This window comes from Nocardia sp. NPDC005825 (assembly GCF_040630175.1).
GTDB lineage: Bacteria > Actinomycetota > Actinomycetes > Mycobacteriales > Mycobacteriaceae > Nocardia.
The window spans coordinates 52,867-70,323 of record NZ_JBEXXC010000007.1; the positions used below are offsets into that span (position 1 = coordinate 52,867).

18 protein-coding genes are annotated in these 17,457 nt (G+C 69.0%); 8 read left to right on the top strand and 10 right to left on the bottom strand.

From position 1 onward, the window contains the following. Positions 1–123: 123 nt before the first annotated feature. The 4 genes from metE to ABZ382_RS20090 all read left to right on the top strand — a co-directional run bounded on the left by metE (position 124) and on the right by ABZ382_RS20090 (position 4,203). Positions 124–2,439 (top strand): 5-methyltetrahydropteroyltriglutamate--homocysteine S-methyltransferase, encoded by a 2,316-nt coding sequence (gene metE / locus ABZ382_RS20075; protein WP_357090851.1) that lies wholly within the window; start codon positions 124–126, stop codon positions 2,437–2,439. A gap of 299 nt (positions 2,440–2,738) precedes the next feature. Further along, the gene (locus ABZ382_RS20080) at positions 2,739–3,443 is read left to right on the top strand and encodes a WYL domain-containing protein (RefSeq protein WP_357090853.1); all 705 of its coding nucleotides are present in this window, start codon (positions 2,739–2,741) and stop codon (positions 3,441–3,443) included. A gap of 111 nt (positions 3,444–3,554) precedes the next feature. Continuing rightward, entirely contained in the window at positions 3,555–3,935 is a 381-nt protein-coding gene (locus ABZ382_RS20085; RefSeq protein ID WP_357090855.1) for a VOC family protein, read from the top strand. 76 nt (positions 3,936–4,011) lie between these two features. Beyond that, positions 4,012–4,203, top strand: coding sequence for an antitoxin (locus ABZ382_RS20090; protein ID WP_357090857.1), 192 nt, complete (start codon positions 4,012–4,014; stop codon positions 4,201–4,203). A gap of 64 nt (positions 4,204–4,267) precedes the next feature. Here ABZ382_RS20090 and ABZ382_RS20095 read toward each other — a convergent pair whose 3' ends face one another. Then, positions 4,268–5,320: an NAD(P)-dependent alcohol dehydrogenase gene (locus tag ABZ382_RS20095; protein WP_357090859.1), complete on the bottom strand. Its 1,053-nt coding sequence runs from the start codon at positions 5,318–5,320 to the stop codon at positions 4,268–4,270. Between the two features lie 106 nt (positions 5,321–5,426). Between ABZ382_RS20095 and ABZ382_RS20100 the strand changes: the two genes are divergently transcribed. Further along, positions 5,427–6,164, top strand: coding sequence for a ZIP family metal transporter (locus ABZ382_RS20100; protein WP_357090861.1), 738 nt, complete (start codon positions 5,427–5,429; stop codon positions 6,162–6,164). 85 nt (positions 6,165–6,249) lie between these two features. Further along, positions 6,250–7,362: a trypsin-like peptidase domain-containing protein gene (locus ABZ382_RS20105; protein ID WP_357090863.1), complete on the top strand. Its 1,113-nt coding sequence runs from the start codon at positions 6,250–6,252 to the stop codon at positions 7,360–7,362. A 10-nt stretch (positions 7,363–7,372) separates the two neighbouring features. On the opposite strand, the gene ABZ382_RS20110 is transcribed toward ABZ382_RS20105, so the two are convergent. From ABZ382_RS20110 to ABZ382_RS20130, 5 genes are all read right to left on the bottom strand, one after another. After that, positions 7,373–7,939, bottom strand: coding sequence for a vitamin K epoxide reductase family protein (locus ABZ382_RS20110; RefSeq protein WP_357090865.1), 567 nt, complete (start codon positions 7,937–7,939; stop codon positions 7,373–7,375). Further along, on the bottom strand, positions 7,939–8,745 hold the full coding sequence (locus tag ABZ382_RS20115) for a thioredoxin domain-containing protein (RefSeq protein ID WP_357090867.1): 807 nt from the start codon (positions 8,743–8,745) through the stop codon (positions 7,939–7,941). Before ABZ382_RS20115 ends, ABZ382_RS20110 begins: the two co-directional genes overlap by 1 nt. An 88-nt stretch (positions 8,746–8,833) precedes the next feature. Beyond that, positions 8,834–9,685 (bottom strand): polyphosphate kinase 2 family protein, encoded by an 852-nt coding sequence (locus tag ABZ382_RS20120; RefSeq protein WP_357090869.1) that lies wholly within the window; start codon positions 9,683–9,685, stop codon positions 8,834–8,836. 49 nt (positions 9,686–9,734) lie between these two features. After that, on the bottom strand, positions 9,735–10,442 hold the full coding sequence (locus ABZ382_RS20125; protein ID WP_357090871.1) for an ESX secretion-associated protein EspG: 708 nt from the start codon (positions 10,440–10,442) through the stop codon (positions 9,735–9,737). A gap of 93 nt (positions 10,443–10,535) precedes the next feature. Continuing rightward, positions 10,536–11,471, bottom strand: a complete 936-nt coding sequence (locus tag ABZ382_RS20130) for an alpha/beta fold hydrolase (protein ID WP_357090873.1) — start codon at positions 11,469–11,471, stop codon at positions 10,536–10,538. A gap of 132 nt (positions 11,472–11,603) precedes the next feature. Between ABZ382_RS20130 and ABZ382_RS20135 the strand changes: the two genes are divergently transcribed. Then, entirely contained in the window at positions 11,604–12,152 is a 549-nt protein-coding gene (locus tag ABZ382_RS20135) for a TetR/AcrR family transcriptional regulator (RefSeq protein ID WP_357090875.1), read from the top strand. Between the two features lie 6 nt (positions 12,153–12,158). Here ABZ382_RS20135 and ABZ382_RS20140 read toward each other — a convergent pair whose 3' ends face one another. Beyond that, entirely contained in the window at positions 12,159–12,782 is a 624-nt protein-coding gene (locus ABZ382_RS20140) for a helix-turn-helix domain-containing protein (protein ID WP_357090877.1), read from the bottom strand. An 81-nt stretch (positions 12,783–12,863) separates the two neighbouring features. Between ABZ382_RS20140 and ABZ382_RS20145 the strand changes: the two genes are divergently transcribed. Then, entirely contained in the window at positions 12,864–13,820 is a 957-nt protein-coding gene (locus tag ABZ382_RS20145) for a hypothetical protein (RefSeq protein ID WP_357090879.1), read from the top strand. 13 nt (positions 13,821–13,833) lie between these two features. On the opposite strand, the gene ABZ382_RS20150 is transcribed toward ABZ382_RS20145, so the two are convergent. From ABZ382_RS20150 to ABZ382_RS20160, 3 genes are all read right to left on the bottom strand, one after another. After that, a complete protein-coding gene (locus tag ABZ382_RS20150) occupies positions 13,834–15,078 on the bottom strand; it encodes a saccharopine dehydrogenase NADP-binding domain-containing protein (protein WP_357090881.1) in 1,245 nt (414 codons plus the stop codon). Between the two features lie 29 nt (positions 15,079–15,107). Next, positions 15,108–16,541, bottom strand: coding sequence for an AarF/ABC1/UbiB kinase family protein (locus ABZ382_RS20155; protein WP_357090883.1), 1,434 nt, complete (start codon positions 16,539–16,541; stop codon positions 15,108–15,110). Positions 16,542–16,670: 129 nt separating this feature from the next. Continuing rightward, complete coding sequence (locus ABZ382_RS20160; protein WP_357090885.1) at positions 16,671–17,411, bottom strand: TetR/AcrR family transcriptional regulator; 741 nt, start codon at positions 17,409–17,411, stop codon at positions 16,671–16,673. Positions 17,412–17,457 lie beyond the last annotated feature (46 nt).

The following is a 17,457-nucleotide window of genomic DNA, read 5'->3' on the forward strand; positions in this document are numbered from 1 at the left end:
GGCTCACCGCTCGTCAGTTTTCCAAGGTGCGCGTCGCCGGGCATGTGGCGGCGTCCACCTTCACCGGGCATAAGCTGCAAACAGGTCGATTCCGGCCAGCAGCTCGGAAGGAGTGTCCTTCTCATGGTCAACGTCGCCGACGGATTCGGGTCCAGCATTCTGGGTTACCCGCGGATCGGGCAACACCGCGAACTCAAGCGTGCACTCGAGTCGTATTGGCACGGCACGCTTTCCCGTGACGAACTGCTCGCGGTCGGGCGCGAGATTCAGGAGAGTCAGTATCTGGAGCTGGCTGCCACCGGGTTGACCCAGGTCCCCGGCAACACCTTCTCCTTCTACGACCACATTCTCGACAACGCGCTGCTGTTCGGCGCGGTCCCGCAGCGGTTCGAGCCCTTCCGGGAATCCCTGGACCCGTTGGACTTCTACTTCCTGATGGCTCGCGGCCGGCCCGATCTGCCGCCGCTCGAGCTGGTCAAGCTGCTGAACACGCCGTACCACTACCGGCAGCCGGAACTCGAGCCCGACACCGAGTTCTCGCTGCACCCCGAAGCGCTGCTCGACGAGTTCGACCGCGCGAAGGCTGCGGGCATCGAGCTGCGTCCGGTGGTGCTCGGCCCGCTGTCGCTGCTGCTGCTGTCCAAGACCGGACACGTGCCCGGCGAGACCGAATTCGACAAGCTGGTGCTGCTCGACAAGCTGCTACCGGTGTACGAGGAACTGTTCGAGGTGCTCGCCAAGCGCGGCGCCACCTGTGTGCAGCTCGACGAGCCTTGTTTCACCAGCGACCGCTCGCCCTCCACCATGGAGCTGTTCGAGAAGACCTACCAGCGGCTGTCCAAGGCCCCGCTGCGTCCCCGCATGCTGGTCACCGGCTCCTACGGTGATTTCGGCGAGGCCACCGAAATCCTGTGCCGAACGTCGGTCGAGGCCATCGGCCTGGACTTGGCCAGCTACCGGGTCCGGCCCGAGGACCTGGCCGCCATCCCCGGCATCAAGCGCAAGCGGCTCTACGCCGGCGTCATCAGCGGCACCAATGTGTGGCGCGCCGACCGGTACGTGACGCTGGAATACCTCAACGCGCTCGCCCAGGTCTGCCCCGACATGGTGGTGTCGACCGGCGCCTCGCTGCTGCACGTGCCCTACGACGTGCTGCGCGAATACGAGCTGGAGGGCAATGTCGCCGACCGCCTCGCCTTCGCCAAGCAGAAGGTGCTGGAAGTGGTCTCGCTGGCCAAGGCGCTCACCGAGGGCCCCTCGGAGAAGTGGCGCAAGAAGCCGACCTCGGTGCACTTCAAGCAGAAGCACGCGGTGCGCCAGCGCGTCTACGCCGTGACCCCGCAGATGCGGGTGCGCGAACCGTACGAGACGCGAAAGCTGGCGCAGCAGGCCAAACTTCAGCTGCCGCTGGTGCCCGCCACCACGCTGGGCTCGTTCCCGCAGACCCCGACCGCCCGGCAGGCGCGCCACGACCTCGGCCAGGGCCGGTTGTCGTTCGACGAGTACCGCAAGCGCATCGAAGCCGAGATCGAGTCCACCATCCGGTTGCAGGAGGACATCGGCCTGGATGTGCTGGTGCACGGCGAGCACGAGCGCAACGACATGATCCAGTTCTTCGCCGAACAGCTGGACGGCATGGCCACCACCCACTTCGGCTGGGTGCAGGTGTACGGCTCCCGCTGTGTGCGGCCGCCGATCGTGTACGGCGACGTGGCCCGCCCCGAGCCGATGTCGGTGTCGTGGACCGCGTACGCGCAGTCGCTCACCGACAAGCCGGTCAAGGGCATGGTCACCGGTCCGGTCACCATGCTGGCCCGCTCCTTCGTGCGTCAGGACCAGCCGCTCTACGAGACCGCCGACCAGGTGGCGCTGGCCATCCGCGACGAGGTCGTGGACCTGGAGAAGGCGGGCATCGCCATCATCCAGGTGGACGAGCCGTCCATCCGCGAACTGCTGCCGCTGCGCAAGAAGGGGCAGGCCGAGTACCTGCGCTGGGCGGTCGGCGCGTTCAAGCTGGCCACCTCCGGCATCAAGCCCGAGACCCAGATCCACACGCACATCGGCTATTCCAGCCGCGGCGACGTGGTGGCGGCCATCGAGGAACTCGACGCCGACGTCACCGCCATCGTCGCCACCCGCTCCATCGAATGGGTGCTGGAGGCGTTGAAGGAGGACTGCGCCGAGGGCCGCGGCCTCACCCACGGCGTCGGCCCCGGCGTCTACGAATCGCGGTCCGCGCGGATCCCTGACATCGACGAACTGGACGAGCTCCTCACCGCGGCCGCCGAGGCCGTCAGCCCGGAACGGCTGTGGGCCAACCCGGACGGCGGTCTCAAGACCCGCCACCACTGGCAGCTGGATCCGTCGCTGCGCAATCTGGTGGCCGCCGCCCGTCGCGTCCGCCGCCGCGCGGAAGCGGCCGCGGGCGAAACCGCCTGAGGCCGTAGCGTTCTCATCCCGGAACCCCGGTTCGATCCGCCGATCGGACCGGGGTTCCGCGCGTTCGCTGTCACGAATCGGTCATGAATCCGCGATTAGTGTGCGGGCCATCACTTTTCGAGAAAGGCAGGACGCATGGATCCGACGGGCAAGGGCGATCAGCCGGTGGACGATCCCGAGGGCGAGAAGGAGCACATTCCCACCTACGACCAGAAGGGCGATCAGATACCGCCGGACCAGCAGGGGAAGTAGGTCCCCGGGCCCCTGGAATTGTCGGTGGGCCTCGCTACGGTGTGGGCGTGAACCGCACGGACCGGCTCTACGCGATCGTCGAGGAGTTGCGGGCGGTGTCGCCGCGCCTGCGCACCGCACGGGAACTCGCCGCGCGGCACGGGGTGAGCGTGCGCACGGTCGAGCGGGACATCAGCGCGCTCCAGCAGTCGGGGGTGCCCATCTACGCCGATGTGGGGCGGCGGGGCGGGTACGCGCTGGAGAAGAGCATGTCGCTGCCGCCGCTGAACTTCACCGCGGCCGAGGCGGTGGCGCTGGCCGTCGCGGTGGCGCGCGCCGACGGCGGTCCGTTCGCCGACGCGGGGCGCAGCGCGCTGCGCAAGATCCTGGCCGCCATGTCGGCCCAGAACGCCGCCGCCGCACGGCAATTGGCGCTGCGGGTGCGGCTGCTGGAATCGCCCGAGGCGGTCGCGCCCATGCCGGTGCCGCCCGAGGTGGAGCAGGCCGTGGTGGCGCGGCGGGTGCTGCGCATCGAATACCTGGATCGGGCGGGTGTCCTCAGCGAACGCGAGGTGGAGCCGGTGGCCCTGCTGCACGGCGGCCGGGGCTGGTACCTGCTGGGCTGGTGCCTGCTACGCGACGAACCGCGCAATTTCCGGCTCGACCGGATGAAGGCGATCGAGCTGACCGGGCGGATCGGGCCGGAGCGGTCCATCGAGACGTGCAGCCCCGCCGAGCCGGTGCACGAGATCCGGGCGATCTCGCTCGGCTAGGTCCGGAAAAACACCGACAAAAGATCGGAAAACACCGACAGGGGGTTGTCGCCGGGCGACGAGATCGTGGTGGGGAACGAGAAATCCACGACGACCCCACGGGAGACAGCCATGACCACCCCGCCCTTCAACACCGTCGCCTGGTTCCAGGTCGGCAGCGACCAGCCCGACTCGGTGAAGACCTTCTACAACGGCCTGTTCGGCTGGAACTTCGCGCAGGACCCGGACCAGGACAGCGGCTACGACCTCATCACCTACCCGGGCAACGAGATGCCCGCCGGCGGCCTCGCGCACGTCGACGACGCCTCGGCCAATCACGCCATCTTCTACGTGCTGGTCCAGGACGTCGCCGCGACCCTGGCGACGGCCGAGAAGCAGGGCGGCAAGGTGTTCCTGCAGCCCATGACCGCCAAGAACGGTCTGGTCTTCGCCGAACTGCTCGACACCTCCGGCAACCGCTTCGGCGTCTTCAGCCCGCCGCCCGCGAACTGAGCGGCGCCGTCCCGCCCGTCGTGCGGAGATAGCCTGTCCTGGACGTTGTTTCGAGACAGGAGTGTGGACCGTGGGCATGTTCGATCAGTTGAAGGACGCGGCGGGCAAGGCGGCGGAGCTGGCGGGTCAGCACGCCGACAAGCTGGAGCCGTTGATCGACAAGGCCGGCGACGCGCTGGACCAGCAGACCGACGGCAAGTTCGCCGGCGCGGTGGACAAGGTGCAGGACGCCGCCAAGCAGGCCCTGCGCGAGCAGTCGGACCGGTAGCCGACGGCGAATGACGTGCGGCGCGGGGTATTTCGCAGCGGCCGGTGCGACATACCCCGCGGTGTCACATGGTGGCGGCGTCGATGACGAAGCGGTACCGCACGTCGGAGGCGATCACGCGCTCGTAGGCGTCGTCGATGCGGTCGGCGGGGATGACCTCGATCTCCGCGCCGATGCCGTGCTCGGCGCAGAAGTCCAGCATCTCCTGGGTCTGGGCGATGCCGCCGATCATGGACCCGGACAGTGAGCGGCGGAAGCCCGCCAGCACGGAGGCCCGGATGCTGTAGGGCTGGTCCGGCAGGCCCAGCGCCACCAGGCTGCCGTCCAGGCGCAGCAGCTTGAGGTAGTCCTCGATCGGCAGATCCGCGGACACGGTGTTGATGATCAGGTCGAAGGTGCCGCGCAGCTGCTTGAAGGTGGCGCGGTCGCCGGTGGCGTAATAGTGGTGCGCGCCGAACCGGCGGCCGTCCTCCTGCTTGGACAGCGAGTGGCTGAGCACGGTCACCTCCGCGCCCATGGCGGCGGCGATCTTCACGCCGATGTGTCCGAGCCCGCCCATGCCGATGATGGCGACCCGCTTGCCCGGGCCGGCGTTCCAGTGCCGCAGCGGTGAGAACAGGGTGATGCCCGCGCACAGCAGCGGCGCGGCCACATCCAGCCCGATGCCCTCGGGGATGGACAGCACGAAGCCCTCGGTCACCACGATCTGCGTGGAGTAGCCGCCGAGGGTCCGACCGCCGGCCTGCTGTTCGGCGGGCACGGGGGAGTTGTAGGTCCACACCGCGCCCCGGGTGCAGTACTGCTGCTCCCCGGCCTCGCAGGACTCGCACTCGCCGCACGAGCCGACCAGGCAGCCCACGCCGACGCGGTCGCCGACCCGGTGCCGGGTCACCTCGGAGCCGACGGCCGCCACGATGCCGGCGATCTCGTGGCCGGGCACGCACGGGTAGGCGGTCCCATGCCATTCGTTGCGGGCGGTGTGGATGTCGGAGTGGCAGATGCCCGCGTACTTCACGTCGATCAGCACGTCGTGGGGACCGAGTTCGCGGCGCTCGATGGCGACTTTCTCGAAGGACCCGTCCGGGGTGTTCACGGCATAGGCGGTGGCGGTGCTCATGCAGTAATGCCTACTCCGGCGTCCCTTGGAGCTCAAACCCGTCGTCCGTTTTCCTACCCCGGCGCGCCGCGTCGATGGCCTCGCAATCGGTCGGCATGCTGGCGGAATGGCGATTCTGCTGGCCCTCTTGTCGATGTGCTCGACCCTGGTGGGCGGGCTGCTGGCGGTGCGCATCGGCGAGCGCAAGCGCCTGGTGCTGGGGCTGGCCGCGGGCGTCATGCTCGGCGTGGTGGCCTTCGACCTGATGCCCGAGGCGCTGGAGCTCGACGACAGCGAGGTGCTGGGGGTGCCGGTGCCGCTGCTGGCCGCGGTGGTCGGCTTCTTCACCGTGCACGTGATCGAGCGATCCATGGCGATTCACACCGGCTACGAGGACGAATTCGTCGCCCACCAGCACAATCACGACTTCAGTTCGCTGGGGCTGCTGGCCGCGGGCGGTCTGGTCTTCCACAGCACGCTCGACGGTCTGAGCATCGGCTTCGGTTTCCAGGCGGGCGCGGCGACCGGTGTGGCGGTGGCGATCGCGGTCATCTGTCACGACTTCGCGGACGGATTCAACACGTTCACGCTGACCACGCTGTACGGCAATGCCCGCAAGCGCGGCCTGATCATGCTCGGGCTGGATGCGGTCGCGCCGGTGATCGGCGCCGTGATCGGCACGGTGGTCCGCGTTCCATCCGGACTGGTCGGACTGTTCTTGGGTTATTTCGCGGGCTTCCTGCTGTACCTCGCCACGGCCGATATCCTGCCCGAGGCGCACGCGGGCAAACCCGCCCGGGGACCGCTGGTGTGCACCCTGGCCGGGGTGCTGTTCATGCTGGGCGTCGCGGCACTCAGCCACTGAATGCGCAACGGGCCGGGGAAATGCTGGTACACCGGTAGAGAGACACTTGCTCGAGCCGGCGGGCGAACCGCAATCGGGAGGGTCCGTGGACAGCGACAGACGCGGTGGCGGCGGCCGGGTGCTCGCGCTGATCGTGGTGGTCGTACTCGGCATCACCGGATTCCTCGGCTACCGCGGCGAACTGCCCCGCTGGCCCTTCGGCGACCAGATCGCCACCGCCGGACTGACCGGCCCGCCGCTGCCTCCGCTGGACGTCACCCTGGTGTCGCGCGTCGCGGAACCGGCGCTGGTCAATATCACCGCGGGCATCCGCCCCTACGGCCTGGGCGCGGCCGGATCCGGCATCGTGCTCAGCGCCGCGGGGGAGGTGCTGACCAGCCATCACGTCATCAAAGGCGCTGACACCGTGACGGTTTCGGACGTCGGCACCGGCGCGGTCTACACCGCCATCGTGGCCGGATACGACGCCATGGCCGATATCGCCCTGCTGGATCTGCAGGGCGCGGGCGGGCTCCCGGTCGCCCGGATCGGCAGTTCCGCTCCGCTGCACGTGGGCGACGACGTACTGGCCATCGGCAATGCGGGCGGCACCGGATCGCCGACGGCGGTGGGCGGGCCCATCACCAATCTGGATTCGTCCATCGTGGCGCGCAATTCGGCCGACCTGACGCGGAAGTCGTTGCGCGGCATGATCGAGGTCGCGGCCGCGGTCGCCGCCGGGCAGTCCGGCGGCGCGCTGGTGGACCGCTACGGCTCGGTGATCGGGGTCGTCACCGCCGCCTCCGGCGAGGCGGCGAAGGCGGTGGGCAAGGGGCCCAACGGGTACGCGGTGCCCATCGACACCGCCATGGGCGTGGTCCGCCAGATCCGTTCCGGCACACCGACCGACACCGTGCACATCGGCCCCACCGCCACCCTCGGCATCCTCACCTCCGACGCGCAGCCGTCCCCGCAGTCGGGAGGGCCGGCGGGGGCGCGCATCGACGTCGCCATCTACGGACAGCCCGCCTACGAGGCCGGGCTCGCCGACGGGGAGGTCATCACCGCCCTCGACGACCGCCCCGTCACGGGCTCACAAATGCTGAAAGCCGCACTCAACGCCCATAAACCGGACGATGTGGTGCGGCTCGAGATCAGCGAACCGGGCGGGGCGCGCCGGACGGTGAGTGTGACCCTCACCGTCGGCCCGCCGAACTAGTCCCGGCCGGTCAGAACTTGCTGTTCCAGTACGACTGGAACTGGACGTACACGATCAGGATGACCACCGCGTAGAACACGGCGACCAGCGTCCACCGCCATTCCGCGATGACCTGCGCGAAGCCGCGGGACCGGCCGAACAGCATTCCGGTCACGATGGCGAACATGGCCGGGGTCACCGCCCACACCACCATGCACCACGGGCACAGCGCGTGGATCTGGAAGGTGGCGTCCCAGACCAGCCAGCCGATGGCCGCCACGCCCGCCAGCAGACCGGCCCACATGCCGCCGACGAACCAGCGGGGCAACGAGATTCCGCAGACCAGCAGCACCCCGATGGTGACGAACACCGAGAAACCGACCACGCCGATGATCGGATTCGGGAATCCGAACAGCGACGCCGTCTTGTCCGCCATCACCGTGGTGCACGACAGCGTCGAGTCGATCGTGCACGACGGCCGGTAGCCGGGTTCGGTGAGCGACTTGAACTTCTCGACCAGCAGCGTGACCGAGGCCCCCCAGCCGATCAGCGCGGCCAGCAGCAGCGGCCACGCCGATCGGGGTCCCGCGGAGATCATCACTTGCTCGCGTTCTCGATCACCGAGGTGATGCCGCCGGGGGACATGAGGGCCTGGGCATCGGACACCTGGGTGCCGTTCACGTACACCGTCGGGGTGGACTTCACACCGGTGGCGAAGACCTTGTCGGTCTGCTGCTTCACCCAGGTGGTGTACTTGCCGTCCTTGATGGCCTGGGCCACAGCCGGATCGGTGTACCCGGAGTCCTTGGCGATCTGGATGAGCTGGTCGTCGCTCATGCCGTTGCCGCCCTCCTTGGGCTGGTGCTCGTACATGGCGGACAGCCAGGCCTGGAACTTCGACGGGTCGGCCTCGTACATCACGTAGGCGGCCGCGGCCCCGCGGGTGGAGTACTGATTGCCGTTGGAGGCGCGGTCGAGGAAGGTGATGATGTTGTAGTCCACCACCGCCTGGCCGCTCTGGACGGCCTTGACCAGCGCGTCGGCATTGGCCTTCTCGAACATGTTGCAGGCGGGGCACTGCACGTCGGCGACCACGCGCACGGACGTCTTCTGCTTGCCCGCGGGCGCGGGGGCGGCGGCGTTGTCGATCCGGATCGCGCCCTCGGGGGTGAGGTTCGGCGGGACCAGCGCGGCCTGCTCGGCATTCCAGTGGAACGTGTTCGAGCCCTCGGCGGCCTTGTCGTCATTGTGCTTGCGCGTCGCCAGGGTGATGCCGATGCCGGCGATCAGGCCGAGCAGTACGACGGCCACCGCCACTTGAATGAGGATCCTGCGGTTGCGGTCGGCCTTGGCCGCCTGCGCCAGCGGGTTCCGACCCGGTTTGTTGCTCACCTCTGCGCTCACCACACCTTCCGTAGTCACGACATGTGCGGGCCCATCTTCACCCGCGAACCTGAGAGAAACCAGCAAGCGGGCGTGCGCGGGACGGGGATCACGCCCGCGCGAGGCGCTTCTTCTGCTCCTCGATGTCGAACCCGGCCGACGGCCAGTCCAGTTTCAGGCCCTGCAGCGCGTCGATCAGCAGTTCCGTGACCGCCAGCCGGGCGTACCACTTGGAGTCGCAGGGCAGCACGTACCAGGGGGCGTAGTCGGTATTGGTGCGATCCAGGACCGCCTGGTACGCCTCTTGGTACTGCGGCCAGTAGCCGCGCTCGTCGATGTCGGCGGGATTGAACTTCCAGTACTTGTCCGGGCGTTCCAGCCGCTGCATGAGCCGCTTCTTCTGCTCGTCGAGGGAGACGAACATGGCGACCTTCACGACCGTGGTGCCGTCGTCGACCAGTTTGCGCTCGAACTTGTTGATCTCGTCGTAGCGCTTGCCCCAGACCTCCGGCGGGACCAGCTCGTGCACCCGCACCACCAGCACGTCCTCGTAGTGCGAGCGGTCGAACACGCCGAGCTGCCCGCCGCGCGGCAGCTGCTTGCGGATCCGCCACAGATAGTGGTGTTTGCGCTCCTCGGCGGTCGGCACCCCGAAGGCCGCGTGATCCACGCCCTGCGGGTCGACCGAGCCGATCACGTGCCGGACGATGCCGCCCTTACCCGCGGTGTCCATGCCCTGCAGCACCAGCAGCACACTGCGGGTGTCACCGGAGCGGCCGTTGGCGTAGAGCTTCTCCTGCAGATCCGACAGCACCGCGCGGCGCTCCTCGAGCAGGGTCTCGCCGGCACGCTTGTCGCCCTTGAAGCCCGGAGTCGTGGACGGATTCAGGTCCGCGACCGAGATGCCGTCGGCGCGTAGCGCCTTGGTGACCGGTTTGGACCAGGATGTCGCCTTCGCCATTCCTCATGCGTAGCACGCGGCGTGGTTTCCCGCAGGCAACCGCGCCGAATCAGACCCGGGCCAGGTGCACCAGTTGGGCGGCCAGTTCCTCGTCGGTGACCGGGGTCAGCGTGAGATCGGCGGCCGTGGTGAGCAGGTAGCGGCCGTCGCCGGAGAAGTCGAGCCAGGTGCGATGCCGGGTCGGTGGCGAGAGCGGATTCGCCGGTTCCACCGAGACGGTGATGAAGCCGCGCCCGTCCACGGGCTCGCGCAGTTTGCGGCGGAAGCGATCCGCTTCCTCCCCGGCTCCGGCGGCGTCGGGATACAGCACGGCCTGCTGGGGTTCGCGCAGGGTGTCCAGCCGCCCGGGCGGCGCGGACCCGATGATCTCCACCAGTTCCCGCCCCAGATGCTCGGCGGGACACAGGGATACGGTCACCGCGTCCGGCATCGAGACCAGGATCCCGGCCCGCTGCTGGCCCACCGCCGCGAAGGCGAGAATGCGCCGGGCGCCGGGCCGGGCGGTGCGTTCGCCGTAGAGGGTGACGGTCGTGGTGTCGGTCCGGGCGCACAGCGCCAGGGCGGCGGCCAGGTCCGGATCGGTGCGGCGCAGGTGGCGCGGCATCGGCGTGCCCAGCGCCAGCGGGCCGAATCGCGATGCGCCGCCGGTGTTCTCGGTTGCCGCAGGGCTCGTGTCGAGCGGGTAGGGGCGGCGTTCCAGATCGGTTTCGCGGGTCCAGATGATCGCGAACTCGTCCGGGGTCAGGATCCATTTCACGTGGCCGACCCCCCTTTCTCGGTAACCACCTCCGTCCCGCCCGCGACCCTACCGGAGAGATTCTGCGGGTGCTGTCCGTCGATCGATGGATTGCTATTTCGCCGGCGGTCCCATGAAGGGCAGCACGACAGTGCAGGAGACGGACCGGGCGTGCGCGGGATCGAGGGCATTGAGGACCACACCCACCGCCACCGGATCGGCGGGCAGTTCGAAGTGCTCGGTGTAGTCGGTCGCGCACAGGTCCTGCAGTACCACATTGTCGACGTTCGGGCCGTCGAGCAGGCCGGTGGTCCAGGGGGTGGCGATCTCGTCGTAGCGGGACACCACCGTGGTGAACCGGATCGCCGGGGCGATGGCCGGGTCCGGGTTCAGATCCACCGCGACCCGCGAACCCGGCGACAGCTGGCAGGGGCCGCACTGCGCCGCCGATTCCATTCCGGGCGCGGTGGATTCGAGCAGCGGTTGCAGGCTCGCCAGACCGCTCACCGTCGAGCCGTGCAGCGGCGCGGCCAGCGCCACGTAGTGGTCGATCTTCGGGGCCGCGCCGAGGTGGTTCAGGGCGTAGAAGGGGACCGCGCCGCCCATCGAATGACCGACGAGATCGACCTTGTCCGAACCGGTTTCGGCGCGCACCCGGTCGATGAAATCGGAGATCTGCCGGGCGCTGGTCTCGACCGGCGTCACCGCGCCCATCATCGGCCCGAGCGCGCCCGTGCCGTAGGTCGTGGTGAACACGCAGTACCCGGCGTTGACGAGCACCGGCGACAGGGTGTTCCAGCCGACCGTCTCATTGCCCAGCCCGTGCAGCAGGACCACCGGATTCGGGTGCGCCGCGGTCGGTGTGCAGGACCAGTCGTTCGCGCCCGGCGGCGGCTGCCCCGGCGCGGTGAGCTCGGCGGCCAGCCCGCCGAAGTAGCTGTACGACGGATCGGGCTGGTCGGCGGCGGCCGGGCCGGTGAGGGCGCCGGCGCACAGGCTCGCGGTGAACAAGGCGGCGAGGGTGAGACGGCCGGTGGCCGATCGCGACATGGGTGCTCCCGGTGTTCGTGGCGGTCGTACGCCCGGCGCCCCCAGCGCGCCGGGCATGACCGACCGGTCGGTCATAGACTAGTCCGCGATGTACCCTCGGGGAAAGCCTCGGCCCAGGAAAGGATTTCGGCCATGCCACGACCGGCGGAACCCGGCCGCAACGCCCTGCTCGACGCGGGGGCCGACGTGGCCGCCCGCACGGGCCTGGCCGGACTGTCCGTGAACGCCGTCGTGCAGGCGGCGGGGATGGCGAAAGGCACCTTCTATCACCACTTCCCGGACCGCCGCGGCTACGTGGTGGCCCTGCACCGGCGCTACCACGACGAACTGACCACCCTGGTCCTCGCCGCCATCGGGGAGCTCGAGCCGGGCCCGGCCCGCCTCCACACCGGCCTCGCCGCGTACCTCGACGCCTGCCTCGCGACTCGCGGCACGAAAGCCTTCCTGGCCCAATCCCGCACCGACGCCGACCTGCTCGACGAGGTGACAGCCCGCAATCAGCTCGTGGCCGCCATGATCGCCCCCGACATCGAGACCCTGGGCTGGGGGAATCCTCCCGCCGTGGCGCAGCTGGTGATCGCCATGGTCGCCGAGATCGCGCTGGCCGAACTGTATTCCGGCGCGGCCCGTCCCGACCTCCGGGCCGCGCTCACCGCACTGATCGACCGCACCCCGGGCTGACCCGGCTCACCGCGCGCTGTCGGCGAGACCCGTCACGGCCGCATCGAAACCGTCGGTGGCCGCTCGAATCGCCATGGCCCGCACCGTCTCCGGAGCCACGCCCGTCAGGACGGCTCGGCGGATCTCGGCGTGCAGTGCCCGATCGAGGCCCGCGAGAGCTGCCGCGACGAGCCGCGGCACGGGGTCCTCCGCACCCGCGCCGGTGGCCTCGGCCAGCGCCTCGGCGAGGGCGCTCTCCGTCTGCTCGCCGAGTCGCCGCAAACGTGCCTGCAGCGCCGGGCTGTCGTCGATCAGCTGCCAGAAGGTGGTGGCGGCGGGCGCGAGGCCCAGCGTCGGATCGTCCCGGCGCACCCGGTCGAGGAAGGAGCGCCGCACCGCCGCCGTGGCCGACTCGCCCGGTTCGCGATCCCGCACCGCCGCCGCGAGCCGGTCCACGACCTCGTCCTGACGGTCGAAGAACAGGTCCTCCTTGGTCGGGTAGTAGTTGAACGCGGTATTGACCGACACGTTCGCCGCCCGCGCGACCTCCGCCACGGTGACCTTGTCGAACCCTTTCTCCGCGAACAGCGCCATGGCCGCGTCGGCCAGTGCGGTCCGGGTGGCGCGCTTCTTCTCCTCGCGCAGTGCCAACGATCGCTCCTTCCGGTCGCGGTCAGTATAGGTGTGACACTAAAAATGGTGTGACACCAAAATTACAGGTACGGTCGGGCCATGACCCTCGGATTCGGTATCTACGCGGGCGGGCTCGGCGGCGACCAGTACGGCAATGTCACCCCCGGACCGCCGGAACGGGCCGACCGCATCGCGGCCGCCCTCGACGACCTGCACGGCGAGCACCCGTTCGTGGTGCGCGGATATGTCCTGTACAGCGATGCGCGCGGCGGATTCCAGGAGGCCCCGCCGCGGCCGTGGCAGTACGCCGGGGCGCGTCGGACCCTCGATCTGGCGGTGTGCTTCCACGAACCCGGCGACGACCTGACCGGCTGGCTCGCGTTCCTGCGCACCCAGATTCGCGAGCACGGGCCGGTGCTGTCCTCGCTGCAGATCGCGCAGGAGCCCAACCACGCCGGTCCCGGCGGCAACGGCGACTTTCCGCAGGTCCGGCGGGCCGTGGTCGAAGGAGTGCTGGCCGCTCGCGCGGAGGTGGATCGGCTCGGCCTCGCGGTGCGCGTCGGCTGCAACGCGGCGCCGGCCTTCGATCCGGGACAGGAGTACTGGACGGACCTCGGCCGCTCGGGCGGACGCGAATTCGCCGACGCGCTGGACTATGTCGGGCTGGACTTCTTCCCCGACGTCTTCCGGCCGCTACCGGCCTCGGAGCTGGAAGCCGCTGCCACGGCGGTGCTGACGGGCTTCCGGCGCGACAGCCTCGCCGCCGCGGGCATACCGGCCACGACACCCATCCACATCAGCGAAAACGGTTGGGCCACCGGGCCGGGACGGTCCTACGCACGGCAGGCCGAGGTGCTCGAGACCGTCGTCGAGCTCGTCGACGGCCTGGCCGACGAGCTCGGCATCACCACCTACGAGCACTTCGGCCTCCGCGACTCGTACAGCGATCAGGGCGATATGAACCTCGAATTCGGGCTCCTGCGTTCGGATTACACGCCGAAGCCCGCCTTCGAGAAGTATCGCGAGCTGATCGCGAAGTACAGCACCCCGGCGTGACCGCCGAGCCCGGTCAGACCGGGGTGACCTCGATGGTGATGTCGGCGGCGCGCAGCCGCTCGGTCAGCGCGTCACCCATGGCCGAGGCGGGGGTGAGGATGCCCGCCAACTCCGGCAGGTCATCGAAGGCCAGGCAGAGACCGGCCTGGCCGAGCATGACCGAGGTGGCCTGGTAGCCGGGATCGCCCTGGCCCGCGAAGGTGCACTCGTACTTGGCGCCCGAGGTGGTGTGGGCGAAGGTGCGCATGGTGAACCAGCCACTGCGGCGGGCCTTCTCGCTCGGACCGGTGCCCGGCGCGGGCACGATCCGATCGAGCAGCTTGCGGCCCAGCGCCACCCGCGACAACACCGCGCCGGTCGCCATGGTGGCCACGATGCCGCCCGCGATACCGGCGGCGACCAGCGGCGAGGTGGCCGACGAGCCGGCGCTCATCACCTCGCGGTAGCGGAAGTTCTTGCCGTACGGCCAGCCCAGCAGGCCGTTCGAGCGGCGCACCACCTTGCTGTTGTGCGCGCCCATGATGAAGGTCGCCACCCAGCCGTTCAGGCTCGGGTCGATGTCCGAGGCCCGGGACCACGCCTGGTCGGACTGGCGGCCGACATCGGGTTCCATGGACTTGTCGGGGCTCAGCGAGTACGGGTGCGACATGACCGACGCCTTGGCCGGATCCGCGGCGATGGCCTCCATCATGGCGCGCCCGGAATCGATGGTGCCGCCGCTCATTCCGCCCTTGAGCCACGCCACCAGGGTGACATCGGTGAGCTCGCCGGCATTGTCGTCGACGCTGCGCTTGTACAGCTGGTACACGCTCAGATCCGACGGGATCGAGTCGTAGCCGCAGGAATTCACGATCTTCGCGCCGGTCTCGGCGGCCTTGTCGCCGAACCGGTCGATGCAGTCGCGGATGAACAGCGGCTCGCCGGTCAGATCGGCGTAGTGCGTGCCGTTCTCCGCGCACGCCTGGACCAACGGAAACCCGTAGCGCAGGTACGGACCCACGGTGGTGACGACCACCTTGGTCCGCGCCGCCAGCGCGTTCAAGCTCTCCTGATCCGTCGAATCCGCCTGCACCAGCGGCCATTCCGCGGCGAGCGGGCCGAGTTCCGCGCGGACGGCGGCCAGCTTCTCCAGCGAGCGGCCCGCCAGCGCGATACGCGCGCCCGCGGGCGCCGCCTCCACCAGATAGTGCGCGGTCAGCTTCCCCACGAAGCCGGTCGCCCCGAATAACGCTATGTCGAATTCCCTTGCTGCGGACATAGTCTCACCAATCTGAAAGTTGGGGGTTGTCACGCCTTGGCGGCGCGCTTGCGGGGCTTCTTGGTGGGTGCCCCGGTGGTGGGCGTGGGAGCCGGTCGGCTCGCCAGCCATTCGTGATGGGCGCGGCCGAGTTCGGTGACCGGGCCGTCCCCGTACAGCCACTCCCGTGCGATGCGGTGCCAGTTGCCGGTCGCTTCCAGCTGCCCGAGCATGCCGAAGGTCAGGAAGTCGGCGCGGCGGGAGAACAGGTGCTCAGGCGGCAGATTCTGCTGTTTCATGCCCTCGAAGTCGGTGGCCCGCGGGTCCACCGCGAGGACGAAGGCGCCGGAGGCCAACTCGGGGGTGATGGTGAGTTCCTCGTCCACCAGCGCCCATTCACATGCGGCCAGCACGTATTCCAGGCATTCCTCGGGCGTGATCTCCTCGGGCGACTCGATGACGCCGCGCTGCACCATGAGGTCGCGCAGGTCCTCGGCCCGCTCCTCGGCGGCCGCGCGAATGCAGACGGCCTCGAAGTGCACGTGTTCGGGATCCATCCGGTTGTAGAGCCCGAAGTCCAGGAACGCGACCCGGCCGTCGGGGCCGAGCAGCAGGTTGCCAGGGTGCGGGTCGCCGCAGAACTCGTTGAAGGTGAACAGCGAGCCCACGTAGAACCGGTAGATGATCTCGCCGATCCGATTCCGTTCGGCGGCGGGCATTTCCCGGATCTCCTCGAAGCCGCGGCCGGGGAAGTACTCGCTGACCAGCACGCGGGTGGTGGACAGTTCCGGGTAGGTGGTGGGCACCACGATGAACGGGTGCCCGGCGAACAGGTCCGAGATCTGCTTCTGGGTCGTGGCCTCGGCGACGTAGTCGAGTTCGCTCTCCAGGTTCAGCCGCAGCTCGTCGAGCACGGCCGGGGTCACCCACGGCATGGCGGACTGCAGGATGCGGCGGAACATGGCCAGGTTCTTGAGGTCCGCGCGGACGGCGGTGTCGATGCCCGGGTACTGCACCTTCACCGCGACCTCGCGGCCGTCGTGCAGGGTCGCCTTGTAGACCTGCCCGATCGAGGCGGCGGCGACGGGTTCGGGATCGAATTCGGCGAACACCTGCTCCAGCGGCTGCCCGAAGTCCTCCTCGATGACGGCCCGCATCACGTCGAACGACACCGAGGGCGCGCTGTCGCGCAGCACCGCGAGCCGCCGCTGGAACCGCTCCCGATGCTCGGGCGGCACCAGGTCCAGGTCCAGCACCGACAGCATCTGCCCGAGCTTCATGGCGACGCCCTTCATGGTGCCCAGCACCATGACCATCTGCTCGGTGGCCCGGATCATGGATTCCTCGGCCATCCGGGCGCGCACCGCCTCGGATCTGCCGCGCATGGAGCGTCGGGTCTTCTGGGCGCGCAAGGCATTACCGGCTACAGCGATTCCCAGCTTCGTCCCCCGCGCGAGCCTGGATGTGGGCAGCTCTTTCGCCATCAGTGACCCTCCATGGGAGCCAACACCCCCGTTGGTGCCGACATGACGGAAACCCTGTGATGTGAGCGTCTCAGAGGGTGCGCTCCGCCGACCTCAGACTAACCACACTGGGAACTCCAGTGCTAGCCGTCAGCTAGCACTGTTTGGGTTGTTCTCCGCATCGGGTAGCACGTGGGGGCGCGAGTTGAAGTAATGGCGGTCGCCGCCCGCGCGGACCATGCCCTCGATGGCGCTCCAGGCCATCATGGTGAGGTAGTCGAGCATTTCCTCGCTGGACATGGTGCGGTTGGAGATCCACCAGTCCGTCGCCAGCTGCACGCCGCCGACCAGCACGTAGGACCACAGCATGGCGCCTTCGGTCTGGAGGCCGCGGTCGAAGGACTTGTCGATGATGACCGCGGAGACCACCTGCGCGAACAACTTCTCGAAGTCGGCGAGGGTGGAGGTGTCGGTCGCGGCGCCGTTGCCCATGATGAACCGGTACACGTCGGTGTCCGAATCCACGGTGTGGACATACGCCGCCAGCGTGTTGCGGACCAATTGGTATTCGTCGAGGTCGTCGCTGATGGCGCCGTAGATGCGCGGCATCAGAGTGGTCTCGATGAACCGTTCCATGGTGGCGCGGGTCAAATCCTGCTTGTCCGAGAAGTACCGGTACAGCACGGTTTTGGAGACGCCGATCTCGGCGGCGATCTCGTCCATTCCGGCATCGCCGCCGCGCTTGCGGATGGCGGCGAGGGTGCCGTCCACCAGTTCTTCGCGTCGGTCGATCTTGTGCTGCTGCCAGCGGCGTTTGCGGCCGTCCTCACGACCCCCGCGTGGACCGGTGGCCGCCTCGACGGCCGCACTCACGCTGCCTTTGGTGGTCACGCTGCGTTGGCTCCTTGTTCGCGTCCTGGGCCTGGGCCTATTCAGC